At 71.0% G+C, this 12,639-nt stretch carries 12 protein-coding genes; 9 read left to right on the top strand and 3 right to left on the bottom strand.

Annotated elements, in window-relative coordinates:
• Positions 1-47: 47 nt before the first annotated feature.
• Entirely contained in the window at positions 48-1,313 is a 1,266-nt protein-coding gene (locus ACFC3F_RS12890) for an ABC transporter substrate-binding protein (RefSeq protein ID WP_376130305.1), read from the bottom strand.
• 297 nt (positions 1,314-1,610) lie between these two features.
• Between ACFC3F_RS12890 and purS the strand changes: the two genes are divergently transcribed.
• The 3 genes from purS to ACFC3F_RS12875 are packed head-to-tail and all read left to right on the top strand — an operon-like array spanning position 1,611 to position 3,521.
• Positions 1,611-1,859 carry a phosphoribosylformylglycinamidine synthase subunit PurS gene (gene purS / locus ACFC3F_RS12885; RefSeq protein WP_376130302.1) on the top strand — a complete coding sequence of 83 codons (249 nt, stop codon included), beginning with the start codon at positions 1,611-1,613 and terminating at the stop codon, positions 1,857-1,859.
• Positions 1,856-2,563, top strand: a complete 708-nt coding sequence (purQ, locus tag ACFC3F_RS12880) for a phosphoribosylformylglycinamidine synthase subunit PurQ (RefSeq protein WP_376130300.1) — start codon at positions 1,856-1,858, stop codon at positions 2,561-2,563. Before purS ends, purQ begins: the two co-directional genes overlap by 4 nt.
• A gap of 34 nt (positions 2,564-2,597) precedes the next feature.
• On the top strand, positions 2,598-3,521 hold the full coding sequence (locus tag ACFC3F_RS12875) for a 2-hydroxyacid dehydrogenase (RefSeq protein ID WP_376130297.1): 924 nt from the start codon (positions 2,598-2,600) through the stop codon (positions 3,519-3,521).
• A 26-nt stretch (positions 3,522-3,547) separates the two neighbouring features.
• Here ACFC3F_RS12875 and ACFC3F_RS12870 read toward each other — a convergent pair whose 3' ends face one another.
• Positions 3,548-4,063 carry an adenine phosphoribosyltransferase gene (locus ACFC3F_RS12870; RefSeq protein ID WP_376130294.1) on the bottom strand — a complete coding sequence of 172 codons (516 nt, stop codon included), beginning with the start codon at positions 4,061-4,063 and terminating at the stop codon, positions 3,548-3,550.
• A 55-nt stretch (positions 4,064-4,118) separates the two neighbouring features.
• Between ACFC3F_RS12870 and ACFC3F_RS12865 the strand changes: the two genes are divergently transcribed.
• From ACFC3F_RS12865 to ACFC3F_RS12855, 3 genes are read left to right on the top strand one after another with little or no spacing between them, the layout of a single operon-like run.
• On the top strand, positions 4,119-5,801 hold the full coding sequence (locus ACFC3F_RS12865; protein WP_376130291.1) for a glycoside hydrolase family 13 protein: 1,683 nt from the start codon (positions 4,119-4,121) through the stop codon (positions 5,799-5,801).
• A gap of 23 nt (positions 5,802-5,824) precedes the next feature.
• Positions 5,825-6,829, top strand: a complete 1,005-nt coding sequence (locus ACFC3F_RS12860) for a LacI family DNA-binding transcriptional regulator (RefSeq protein WP_376130288.1) — start codon at positions 5,825-5,827, stop codon at positions 6,827-6,829.
• A 57-nt stretch (positions 6,830-6,886) separates the two neighbouring features.
• Complete coding sequence (locus tag ACFC3F_RS12855; protein ID WP_376130285.1) at positions 6,887-8,107, top strand: amidohydrolase; 1,221 nt, start codon at positions 6,887-6,889, stop codon at positions 8,105-8,107.
• 78 nt (positions 8,108-8,185) lie between these two features.
• On the opposite strand, the gene ACFC3F_RS12850 is transcribed toward ACFC3F_RS12855, so the two are convergent.
• Positions 8,186-9,283 carry a VanZ family protein gene (locus ACFC3F_RS12850; RefSeq protein ID WP_376130283.1) on the bottom strand — a complete coding sequence of 366 codons (1,098 nt, stop codon included), beginning with the start codon at positions 9,281-9,283 and terminating at the stop codon, positions 8,186-8,188.
• Positions 9,284-9,391: 108 nt separating this feature from the next.
• Here ACFC3F_RS12850 and ACFC3F_RS12845 point away from each other — a divergent pair, with 108 nt between their 5' ends.
• The 3 genes from ACFC3F_RS12845 (at position 9,392) to ACFC3F_RS12835 (ending at position 12,618) form a co-directional block, all read left to right on the top strand.
• Complete coding sequence (locus tag ACFC3F_RS12845; protein WP_376130280.1) at positions 9,392-10,729, top strand: aminotransferase class V-fold PLP-dependent enzyme; 1,338 nt, start codon at positions 9,392-9,394, stop codon at positions 10,727-10,729.
• A complete protein-coding gene (sufU, locus tag ACFC3F_RS12840) occupies positions 10,726-11,169 on the top strand; it encodes a Fe-S cluster assembly sulfur transfer protein SufU (RefSeq protein ID WP_376130277.1) in 444 nt (147 codons plus the stop codon). The genes ACFC3F_RS12845 and sufU overlap by 4 nt, the downstream gene beginning before the upstream one ends.
• A gap of 156 nt (positions 11,170-11,325) precedes the next feature.
• Positions 11,326-12,618 (top strand): cytochrome P450, encoded by a 1,293-nt coding sequence (locus tag ACFC3F_RS12835; RefSeq protein ID WP_376130274.1) that lies wholly within the window; start codon positions 11,326-11,328, stop codon positions 12,616-12,618.
• Positions 12,619-12,639: the final 21 nt, after the last annotated feature.

The following is a 12,639-nucleotide window of genomic DNA, read 5'->3' as shown; positions in this document are numbered from 1 at the left end:
CCGCGTGGTGGCATCCGCCCCCGCCGGTCAATCGGTCAGCGACCGGGTCAGAATGCCGATATCTCGGTGAGCCACGTGTCCCAGGCCTTCTCCTTGTCTTCGAGACCGTCGAAGACGCGGGTGACGGCGTTCTGCAGCGCGTCGTGGAACTGGAAGTACTTCGGCCCCTTGTAGGTCGACACGGTGATCGCGTTGGCGCGCTCGATGCCGATCTCGCCGGTCGGCGCGTCATTGAAGTACTCGTTGACGTAGCCGGTCAGGTCGGTGCTCGTCTGCGCCTCGAGCTGGCTCGGGAAGGTGCCCGCGTTCACGAACGCCTTGATCTGCGTCTCGGGTGCGGTCAGCCAGTCGGCGAGCTGCTGCGCCGCCTCGACGTTGGCGCCGTTGGCCGGGACGACGAGGTACGAACCGCCCCAGTTGCCACCGCCCTCGGGGAAGGCGTCGGCGACATCCCAGCCCGTGACCTCGGGCGCTTCGCCCGCGATGATGCCGTGCATCCACGGCGGGCAGAGCATGGCGGCGAACTCGCCGCCGGCCATGGCCGCGTACCAGTCGTCGCTCCACTGGCCGGGGAAGGCCGAGATCGGGATCGCCTGGTCGACGACGGTCTCGTAGGCGGCGCGGATCTCGGGGTTCTCGGCGGCGATGATGGCGCCGTCGGGCTCTTCGTACGCGAACTCGAGCTGGTTCACCAGGCCCTGCAGCACGGAGTTGGCCGAATCGATGAACGGCGTGCCGGTCTGGGCGACGTAGTCGGCGCCGACCTCGAAGAAGGCGTCCCACGTGGGGAAGAGCTCGGCGACGGCTTCGCGGTCGCTGGGCAGGCCGGCCGCTTCGAACAGGTCGCCGCGGTAGCAGACGGCCTGCGGTCCGATGTCGGTGCCGTACGCGACGAGGTTGCCGTCGGCGTCGGTCGCGGCGGCTTCCTTCCAGTCGAGCCAGCGGCCCCTCAGGTCGTCGGGGACGGGCGCGACGAGGTCGGAGTACTGCATCATCTCGGTGAACCAGTCGATCTCGACGGCTTCGACATCGCCGAGGCCGGACTTGCCGAGCTTCTGGAAGAAGTTCGCGCGGGCGTCGTTCGAGGTCGCGGCCTTGTTGTGCACGACCTTGATGCCGGTCTCTTCGGTGAACTCGGCCAGGAGTTCGTCGGTGTAGCCCATGTCGTTGAAGGTCGAGAGCGTGAGGGTCACGTCGCCGTCGGCCCCGGGGTCGGGCGAGTCCCCGCCACCGGAACAGCCGGCGAGGACCATGGCGGTCGCAGAGAGGGCGGCCACGGCCACGGCGCCCTTGCGGATGGCTCGAGTGTTCACTGTCACTCCTATGTGTTGTCAGGTCGGTTGATGCTACGTGCAGGATCGGTCGCGGTGCGGCGTCCGGTCGTTCGTGGGAGCGGTCCCACCGAAGTGGCGCCCACACTACGGGAGCGCTCCCACGAGCGCAAGACCCCGATCTCCTTGACCGCGAGACTGCATCGGGGCGCCGAAACCGTGGGGTTCACCCGCTGTCTCGACCCGCCGTTGCAGTCTCGCGGTCAGGAGCGGGGGCGGGAGGGCGGGCGGCCGTAGACTGTCAGGGTCCCCCCGCCCGCGACATTCCGGAGCCCCGTCATGCCCACCATCGTCGTCGACGTCATGCCCAAGGCCGAGCTGCTGGACCCGCAGGGGAAGGCGGTGTCGGGTGCACTGAGCCGTCTCGGCGTCGACGCCATCACGGGCGTCCGCATCGGCAAGCGCTTCGAGCTCACCGTCGAGGGCGAGGTCGACGAGGCCACCCTCGCGACGGCCCGCCGCATCGCCGACGAGATCCTCTCGAACTCCGTCATCGAAGACGTCGTCGGCATCGAGGTCGTCGAATGACCGTCCGCATCGGCGTCATCACCTTCCCCGGCTCGCTCGACGATCGCGACGCGCAGCGCGCGATCCGCGTCGCCGGCGCCGAACCCGTCGCCCTCTGGCACGGCTCGCACGATCTCGACGGCGTCGACGCGCTCGTGCTGCCCGGAGGCTTCAGCTACGGCGACTACCTGCGCGCCGGCGCGATCGCGGCCCTCGCGCCGATCATGACCGAAGTGTCGGATGCCGCGGCGAAGGGCATGCCGATCCTCGGCATCTGCAACGGCTTCCAGATGCTCGTCGAGGCGCACCTGCTGCCCGGCGGCCTCATCCGCAATGCGCACCAGCAGTTCATCCGCCGCGACCAGCGCCTGCGGGTCGAGAACGCCGACACGGCGTGGACGAGCGACTTCACGGCCGGCCAGGAGATCACGATCCCGCTCAAGAACGCCGACGGCGGCTACATCGCCTCGGAGTCCGAGCTGGACCGCCTCGAGGGCGAAGGCCTCGTCGCGTTCCGCTATGTCGGCGTGAACCCGAACGGGTCGCTGCGCGACATCGCCGGCATCGCGAACGAGCGCGGCAACGTCGTGGGTCTCATGCCGCACCCCGAGCACGCCGTCGAAGAGGGCTTCGGCCCGAACACCCCCGCCGCGATGCGGTCGGGCGTCGACGGCCTGCCGTTCTTCACCTCGGCGGTCGCCGCCGTCGTCGGCGCAGCCGCCTGACCCCCGGCATCCGGCGCCTCGATATCGTGGAGCGGTGAGCCGCCCCCTCGTCATCAGTGTCCCCACGCAGGAGTTCGCCGACGATCTGCGTGACCTTCCCGACGACGTCGAGATCGTCGTGTGGTCGATGGAAGATGCGGCGCCCCGCGCGCATCTCGACATCGTCATGCCGCCGTACATGTCCACGACGCGCGTGCTCGACCGGCTGCACGGCGTCTCGGTCGGGCTCGTGCAGGGGGAGTCGATCGGATACGACGGCTTCGCGCGGCTTCTGCCCGCGGGACTCGTCTTCGCCAATGCGGCATCCGTGCACGAGGCATCCACGGCCGAGCTCGCCCTCGCCCTCACGCTCGCCTCGCAGCGCAGCCTGCCGCAGTTCGTGCGCGCGCAGGACGCGCACCGATGGGCACCCGAAGAGACGGGGAGCCTCGCCGACCGCCGCGTGCTGCTGCTCGGCTACGGCGGCGTGGGCAAGGCCGTCGCGGCACGCCTGGCACCCTTCGAGACCGCGCTGACGGTCGTCGCCTCGCGGGCGCGCGACGAGAGCGGCGTCGCCGTGCACGGCATCGACGAGCTGCCCGCGCTGCTGCGCGACACCGAGATCGTGATCCTCACCCTGCCCGGCGGGGACGCGACGCGCCGCATGGTCGACGCGGCCTTCCTCGCCGCACTGCCCGACAGCGCGCTCGTCGTCAACGTCGGGCGCGGATCGCTCGTCGACACCGACGCGCTCGTCGCCGAGGTCGCGAGCGGGCGCCTGCGTGCTGCCCTCGACGTGACCGACCCCGAGCCGCTTCCCGCCGACCACCCGCTGTGGTCACTGCCGGGAGCGCTCATCGTGCCGCACGTCGGCGGCGCGTCAGCGGCCATGCGCCCGCGCATGACGGCGCTGCTGCGCGCTCAGATCGAGCGGATGCGTGCGGGCGAGGAGCCGTTGAACGTCGTGATCCGCACCTGAGCTAACGTCGTGATCCGCACCGGAGCTCAGGCGGTGAAGACCGCGTGCGTGTCGGGCACGAGGGCACGGCCGCCGAGCGCCGTGAGCTCCATGAGCACGCTCGTCGCGACGACGACGCCGCCGAGCGTGGGAACGAGCTCGTGCGCGGCCCGGAGGGTGCCGCCCGTGGCCAGCACGTCGTCGACCAGCAGCACGCGCGTTCCGGGGGCGATGTCGTCGTGGGCTTCGATCGTCGCGGTGCCGTACTCGAGCGAGTACGAGACGGATGCCGCCGGCCGAGGCAGCTTGCCCGCCTTGCGGATCGGCACGAGACCCACCCCCGCCGCCGTCGCGACCGCGCCCGCGAGCAGGAACCCGCGCGCCTCGATACCCGCCACGACGTCGAACTGCCCCTCGAAGGGATCGATCATCGCGTCGATGACGGTGCGGAAGGCTGCCGCATCGGCCAGGAGCGGCGTGATGTCGCGGAACTTCACGCCCGGTTCGGGGTAGTCCGCGATCGTGCGGATGAGCGATTCGGCGCGGGCGAGGGGTTCGGTCACCCGCCTACGATACCCGGGCTGCCGGGAATGTAAGCGCTTGCACTATCCTGGACCGATGACGTCGACACAATCCACCGAGCTCTCCGCGCTCACCGGCTCCCCCACGGGGAACGAGTGGTGGCGCACCGCCGTGATCTATCAGATCTACCCCCGTTCCTTCTCGGACAGCTCGGGCGACGGGATCGGCGACCTGCCCGGCATCACGGCACGGCTCGACGACCTTGCGACCCTCGGCATCGACGCGATCTGGCTGAGCCCGTTCCAGCGGTCCCCGCAGAAGGACGCCGGCTACGACGTCGCCGACTACTGCGACGTGGACCCGCTGTTCGGCACCCTCGCCGACTTCGACACGATGCTCGCGGCGACGCACGCGCGCGGCATCCGCATCATCGTCGATCTCGTGCCGAACCACTCGTCGGATCAGCACGTCTGGTTCCAGGAGGCCCTCGCCGCAGACCCCGGAAGCCCCGAGCGCGCCCGCTACATGTTCCGCGACGGCACGGGCGAGAACGGCGACCTGCCACCGAACAACTGGGAGTCGGTCTTCGGCGGTCCCGCCTGGACGCGCATCGTCGAGGCCGACGGCACGCCCGGACAGTGGTACCTGCACCTGTTCGACTCGTCGCAGCCCGATTTCGACTGGTCGAACGATGAGGTCCGCGCCGAGTTCCGCCGCATCCTGCGCTTCTGGCTCGACCGCGGTGTCGACGGATTCCGCGTCGACGTCGCGCACGGACTGGTCAAGGCCGACGGTCTGCCGGACTACACGCCCGACCCCGCGGCGGGCTCGATGGGCGGCGAAGCCGAAGAGGTGCCGTACTGGGGCCAGGAGGGCGTCCACGAGATATACCGGGACTGGCATGAGCTGTTCGCGGAGTACGACGGCGATCGCGCGCTGTGCGCCGAGGCTTGGCTGTCGACGCCCGAGAAGACCGCCCTGTGGGTGCGTCCCGACGAGATGCACCAGGCGTTCAACTTCGCCTACCTCGAGACCGGCTGGGATGCCGCCGCGCTGCACGACGTCATCACGCGGTCGCTCGAGGCGTACGGCGCCGTCGGGGCTCCGAGCACGTGGGTCCTGTCGAACCATGACGTCGTGCGGCACGCGTCGCGACTCGCCCTGACGGCCGACAACCCGCAGGGGCACGGCATCGGCCCGGACTCGCCCGGCAAGCCGATCGCCGAGGTGGGCCTGCGCCGTGCGCGCGCCGCCACGACGCTCATGCTCGCCCTGCCCGGCTCCGCCTATGTGTACCAGGGCGAAGAGCTCGGCCTGCCCGAGGTCATCGACATCCCCGCAGACGCACGCCAGGACCCGACCTGGTTCCGCACGAACGGCGAACGCTACGGCCGTGACGGATGCCGCGTGCCGATCCCGTGGACGGCGGACGGCCCGTCCTACGGCTTCAGCGACTCCGGCGCCTCGTGGCTGCCGCAGCCGGCCGAATGGGCCGCGCTCGCCCGCGATGTGCAGGTCTCGGATCCCGAGTCGACCCTGTCGCTGTACCGCGAACTGCTGGCGGCCCGCGCCGCGCACGGACTCGGTGCGGGCTCGCTCCTGTGGCTCGACGGGTTCGACGACGGCGTCGTCGCATTCCGCAACGGGAATGTCACGGTCATCGCCAACGTCGCGGCTCGTCCGATCCCGATGCCGGAGGGTATCGTCGTCGTCGCGAGCGGTGACGTGTCGGATGGCATGCTGCCCGCCGACACGGCGGTCTGGCTCCTCGACGACTGAACCTGGCGGAAGAGAGCGACGACGTGGTCGGCATCAGTGAGGTCGCCCGTGCGGCGGGTGTCTCGACGGCGACCGTGTCGCGCGCCCTGAGCGGTCGCGGTCACGTGTCGGCCGCGACCCGTCTGCGCGTCGAGACGGCGGCGAAGAGCCTCGGCTACGTCGTCTCGTCGTCGGCGTCGAGCCTCGCCTCGGGCCGCACCCGCAACATCGGCGTGCTCGTGCCGTTCCTCGACCGCTGGTTCTTCTCGACGGTGCTCAGCGGCATCGCCTCCGCGCTCATGCGCCGCGGCTACGACATCACGCTCTACTCCCTCACGGCCGACCGCGGCGAACGCCATGAGATCTTCGAGACGTTCCTGCGGCGACGGCGCGTCGACGGTGTCATCGCGATCGCGCTCGAGCTCGATCAGGCCGAGACCGACCGGCTGGCCGAACTGGGGCTCCCCGTCATCGCGATCGGCGGACCCAACCCGCGCCTGACGACCCTCACGGTCGACGACGTCTCGGTCGCGCGACTCGCGACCGAGCACCTGATCGCGCTCGGCCACCGCGACATCGCGCACATCGGCGCCAGCCCCGAGTTCGACATCGACTTCCACATCCCCACCCGTCGCCGCCTCGGGTTCGAGCAGGCGCTCTCAGATGCCGGCATCCCCACCCGCGCCGCTCTCTACGAGCCGGCGGACTTCACGATCGAGGGCGGCTTCCGCGCGGCCAGGCACCTGCTCGAGCGGCCCGGCGAGCGACCCACGGCGATCTTCGCCGCGTCGGACGAGATGGCGATCGGCGCGTTGCTGGCCGCCCGCGAACTCGGATGCCGCGTGCCCGACGACCTGTCGGTCATCGGCATCGACGGCCACGAGCACGGCGAGTTCTTCCGCCTCACGACGGTGGACCAGTTCCCGCTCGGGCAGGGGGCGCGCGCCGCAGAGGCGATCCTCGACGAGCTCGAGGCGCCCGGTGATCACCACGATCCCGCGCGCCTGCCGTTCGAGCTCATCGTGCGCGACTCGACCGCCCGGCGCTGAGCCGCGGCATCCGGCGGTCACGGGATCGACCGAGGTCGCGTGAGTAGGCTCGGCAGCATGGCCATCGACCTCGAAGCGCTCTACATCGACCTGCACCGCCACCCCGAGCTGTCGTTCCAGGAGACCCGCACGGCCGGCGTCATCGCGCAGCACCTCACCGAGCTCGGACTCGAGTTCGAAGAGGGCGTGGGCCGCACGGGCCTGGTGACCGTGATCCGCAACGGCGACGGCCCCGTCGTGTGGCTGCGCGCCGACATGGACGCCCTCCCCGTCGAAGAGCAGACGGGCCTCGCCTACGCCTCGACCGCCCGGGGCGTCGACCCCGCGGGGCTCGACGTGCCCGTCATGCACGCGTGCGGACACGACATGCACGTGGCCGCCCTCATCGGCGCGCTCGAGCGGCTCGTCTCGACGAAGGACGAGTGGTCGGGCACCGTCGTCGCGGTCTTCCAGCCGGCAGAGGAGTACGGCGCCGGTTCACTGGCGATGATCGCCGACGGCGTGCTCGATCGGTATCCGCACCCCGACATCGTGCTCGGGCAGCACGTGACACCGCTGCCCGCGGGCACGATCGGCGTGCGGGGCGGCACGCAGATGGCGGCATCCGACGGCATCACCGTGACCCTGCTCGGCCGCGGCGGCCACGGGTCACGGCCGCACTCGACGATCGACCCCGTCGTCATGGCGGCGGCGACGGTCATGCGGCTGCAGACGATCGTGTCGCGCGAAGTCGATCCGCGCGACGTCGCCGTCGTGACGGTCGGCTCGATCCACGCCGGACTGAAGAACAACATCATCCCGGCGGAAGCGCGTCTCGAGCTGAGCCTGCGGTATCCGGACGAGACGACCCGCGCCGCCGTGCTCGAGAAGGTCGAGCGCATCGTGCGGGCCGAAGCCCAGGCATCCGGAGCCGAGCAGGAGCCGGTCATCGCGACCGACCACTCGCTGCCCCCCACGATCAACGACGACGCCGCGACGGCGCGGCTGACGCTCGCCTTCGACCGCGCGTTCGGCGAGGGCACCGTCGTCGATCCGGGCATGTTCACCGGCAGCGAGGACGTGTCATGGTTCGCTCGCGAGTCCGGTGCGCCCCTCGTCTTCTGGTTCTGGGGCGGGGTCGACCCCGAGACGTACGCGACGGCCGCGGCAGCGGGCACCATCGCGAGCGACATCCCCACGAATCACTCGCCGTTCTTCGCACCGGTGCTGCACCCGACCCTCGAGAACGGTGTCGACGGCCTCGTCGTCGCCGCGCGGGAGTTCCTCGGCGGGCGGTGAGGCTCTACTTCGACGACGAGGAGCCGCCGCACGAGATCGCGTTCGCCGCGCTGACGGATACGGCCGCGCTCTCGAGGATCACGGGGACGTGGATCGAGGAGCTGCCGCAGGACGCGATGCTGCTCCGGCATCCTCGCGGGCGTCGGCGAGCCGCATCCCCGAAAGGAGCCCCGGCAGGCCCCGCCCGGAAGCCGTCGTGAAGAAGACGAGCAGCGACAGCAGGACGAAGACCGCCGACGCGAGATTCCAGGGCATCGGAAGGAGCCCGAGGAGCGCCGCGCCGCTGACTCCGCCGACCCAGCGAAGGGGGCGCGCGACCAGCGCCGGAAGCCGTCCCCCGCGATAACGGAGCTGCACGGCGAGGTCGCCGATCGACCGGCCCGTCGCGACGATGACGATGAGCCAGATCGCCGCTGCCGCGCAGGTCGCGGTGACGGACGCGACGTGCCCGGCGAGCAGGGCTTCGCGCTGCCCCGTGAACTCCAGTACGAGCTGGGTCGTGATGGCGACGGTGAAGTACAGCAGGCCGAATCCCACGACGTCGCACACGATCGCGACGAAGCGGCGCCCGCGGGTGACGGGATGCGGCAGGGCGGCATCCGTCGCGCGATGCGCACCGCGGTACCGCTTCGGGACGACGAGCGACAGGACGGACCCGAGCACGGCTCCCGTCGTGTTGGTCAGCATGTCGTCGACGTCGAAGACCCGATAGGCGCACGGGTAGACGCCCCACACGCCGGTCAGCTGGGTCGTCTCGATGAATGCCGACAGACCGAGACCGACGACGAAGGCGATGAGGATGCCGCGGCCGCCGAGCACGCGGATGAAGAAGCCGAGCGGTGTGAACAGCAGCACGTTGAGCAGCAGCTGCAGGACGGCGGGGTCGGTCAGCGTGTTGCCGGGACGGCGCATCGCGCCGCGCACGTCGTCGACGAACTGGAACAGATCGAGGTTCACCCCGGCGCAGCGGATCGTGTCGGGATCGGGCAGCGGCAGCAGCGTGTACGTCCAGATCGCCCAGAAGTAGACCAGCGCCGCAGCCCACAGCACGAAGCGACCGAAGCTCAGCCCTCCGCGCCGGCGATAGCTGATCGCGACGAAGGGCACGAAGAAGACGAACCCGACGGCGGCGCCGATGAAGATGGCCAGAATGCCGAGGATGACCTGTTCGTCCACGCCAGAATCATGTCATCCCTCGCGTGCGCGCTTCGCGCACACGGGCCGAGACGGCACGCAATGACGGTGGACGGCGCCGCGGCGCGGCATCCCGCGTAGCCTGGAGGGATGAGCGCCACGACGACCGACTTCGACGTCGCGGCCGTGCGCGCGGACTTCCCGATCCTGTCGCAGACCCTCAACGGGCGGCCGCTCGTCTACCTCGATGCGGGCGCGACGAGCCAGAAGCCGCAGGCCGTGCTCGACGCCGAGATCGACTTCCTCACGCGGGCGAACTCCGCCGTGCACCGCGGCGCGCACACGCTGGCCGCCGAGGCGACCGAGGTCTTCGAGGACGCCCGCTCGACCGTCGCCGGGTTCCTCGGGGCGCGACCCGACCAGCTGGTGTGGACGAGCGGCGCCACCGCCGCCCTCAACCTCGTCGCCTACGCGATCGGCAACGCCACGGCGGGGCGCGGCAGCGCGCGGTTCGCCCTCGCCCCGGGCGACGAGCTCGTCGTGACCGAGACCGAGCACCACGCGAACCTCATCCCCTGGCAGGAGCTCGCCGCCCGCACGGGCGCCGTGCTGCGCCACATCCCCGTGCGCGATGACGGCACGCTCGACCTCGAGGTCGCGGCATCCGTCATCGGCGAACGCACGCGCGTCGTCGCCTTCACGCACGTCTCGAACGTGCTCGGCATCGTCAATCCCGTCGCCGAGATCGCCGCGCTCGCCCGTGCCGCCGGTGCGCTCACGGTGCTGGATGCGTGCCAGTCGGTGCCGCACCTGCCGTTCGACTTCGCCGAGCTCGGCGTCGACCTCGCGGCGTTCTCCGGGCACAAGATGCTCGGCCCGTACGGCGTCGGCGGACTGCTCGGGCGCAGCGACGTGCTCGAAGACCTGCCGCCCTTCCTCACGGGCGGATCGATGGTGACGACCGTGACCCTCGACGAGGCCGGCTTCCTGCCGCCGCCGCAGAAGTTCGAAGCCGGCACGCAGCCCGTGTCGCAGGCGATCGGCCTCGCTGCCGCCGTGCGCTATCTCGACGGGCTCGGGATGCCGCGCGTGCACGCCCGCGAGCGGAGGCTCGAGCAGCGCATGCTCGAGGGGCTGCGTGGGATCGACGGCGTGCGGGTGCTGGGCGACCCTTCGACAAGCTCAGGGAGCGCGACAAGCTCAGGGAGCGCGACAAGCTCAGGGAGCGCGACAGGCCCAGGGGTCGAGCGGATCGCGATCGCGGCGTTCGACGTCGACGGGGTGCACGCGCACGACGTGGGGCAGTTCCTCGACGACCGCGGCGTCGCGGTGCGCGTGGGTCACCACTGCGCCAAGCCGCTGCACGCACGACTCGGCCTGACGGCGTCGGTGCGGGCGTCGGCATCCGTCTTCACGACGGAGGACGACATCGACGTGTTCCTCGACGCCGTCGCGGGCGTGCGTGGGTTCTTCGGAGTCGGCGCATGAGCGGCCTCGAGGCGCTGTACCAGGAGCTGCTGCTGGACCACTCCAAGCGTCCGCGCGGCAAGGAGCTCGCCGACGAGCACGGTCGCTCGGCGACGTCGCACCAGCACAATCCGGTATGCGGCGACGACGTCACGCTGCGCGTGCGGCTCGACGAGGCCGGCGAGACGATTCGCGATGTCACGTGGGACGGCGCCGGCTGCTCGGTCTCGCAGGCGTCGGCCTCGATGCTCAGCGAGCTCGTCGAGGGGTTGCCCGTCGGCGAGGCGTCCGCCCTGATCGACGGGTTCCGCACGGCGCTGCGCTCGCGCGGCGCGATCCCCCTCGACGAGGACGTCTACCTGGATGCCGCCGCGCTCTCGGGCGTCTCGAAGTACGTCGCGCGCGTGAAGTGCGCCATGCTCGCGTGGGTCGCACTCGAAGATGCCCTCGCCCGCGCCTGACGCGTCGACAACTCCGGACCCGTCGACGCGAACCGGCCCCTGGGCCCGGCCGGCGCAGTTTCGTCCGGAGTTGTCGACGCCCGTCGCCCGATAGCACACCCGCCCGGGGAGCGCCGCCCCCTGGAGCCGGCCGAGCGGCTTTGGCATCGTGGCGGAATGGCACACACTCAGCAGTCCGCCGCCCACCCCCTGCGCGAAGACGGCGTGTCGCTGCTCGTGCGGGGCTACGGCATCAGCGCCCACATCTGGCGGCGCGTGCGCGACGGCGCGCGATCGGCTCCCATGCGGCTGCTCGCCAAGGACGCGATGTTCGTGCGCGGGGCGGAGGGCGTCGCGCTGTTCTATGACGGCGAGCGCATCGCCCGGCACGGGGCGATGCCGAAGATCGTCCAGGAGACCCTCTTCGGCCACGACTCGGTGCACAGCCTCGACGGCGCGGCGCACCGCCACCGCAAGGCGACCTTCGTCGACGTCGCCTACGAAGACGCGCAGGTCGAGCGCCTGACCCCGCTGCTCGAGCACGAGTGGCAGTTCGAGCGCGACTCGTGGCTCGCGGGTGGTCGGCGCAGCGCCTACGACGCGGCGGTCGGAGCCTTCGGCCGGGCCATCATGCGCTGGGCCGGGCTCCCGGGCACCCCCGATGCGCAGACGCGATGGGCGACGCGCCTCGCCCAGATCGTCGACGGCTTCGGCGCTCCCTACTCGCCGTCGTTCGTGCTCGCGCAGCTCAACCGGCTCTGGTCGGATCGGCACGCCGCCCGCCTCATCGAGGCCGTCCGCGACGGGCGGCTCGCGACCCGCGAGGGCACGGCGCTGCACGAATGGGCCTGGCATACGGATGCCGCGGGCGAAAGGCTCTCGCCGAAGCTGGCCGGCGTCGAGCTGCAGAACAGCATGCGGCCCATGATCGCCGTCGCCCGCTTCGTCGCGTTCGCGGCGAAGGAGCTGCACGATCGCCCCGAATGGCGGCAGCGCATCGCCGCAGAGACCGAAGAGCGGGGCACGCTCACTCACGGGCCGCTCGCGACGGCGTTCGCGCAGGAGATCCGTCGCACGGCGCCCTTCGTTCCGATGCTGCCGGCGTGGGCGACGACCGATGTCGAGATCGACGGGCAGCATCTCGCCGCCGGCGGCCGCGTCGTGCTCGACATCCTCGGGACGAACACCGACGACCGGTCATGGAATGACGCCGACGCCTTCGACCCCGATCGCTTCGTCGGCGTCGACGACTACGAGGCGATCGCCGCCTTCGTCCCGCACGGCGGCGCGTCGGTTCCGGACGGCCACCGCTGCCCGGGCGAGAAGCTCGCGATCGCGGGACTCGCCGCCGCGGTCGCGACCCTGAGCGACCCGCGTCTGACGATCCTCGACGAGGGCCTCGACGTCAACGAACGGCGTCTGCCGACGAAGCCCCGATCCGGCGGCAAGATCCGCTGCCCCTTCCACTGACGCTGACGTCGCCGAGCCCGA

Source organism: Microbacterium sp. NPDC055910 (genome assembly GCF_042271185.1).
Classification (GTDB): Bacteria; Actinomycetota; Actinomycetes; order Actinomycetales; family Microbacteriaceae; genus Microbacterium.
The sequence above is the reverse complement of the archived record's forward strand: the minus strand, read 5'-3'. Positions and strand labels throughout refer to the sequence as shown.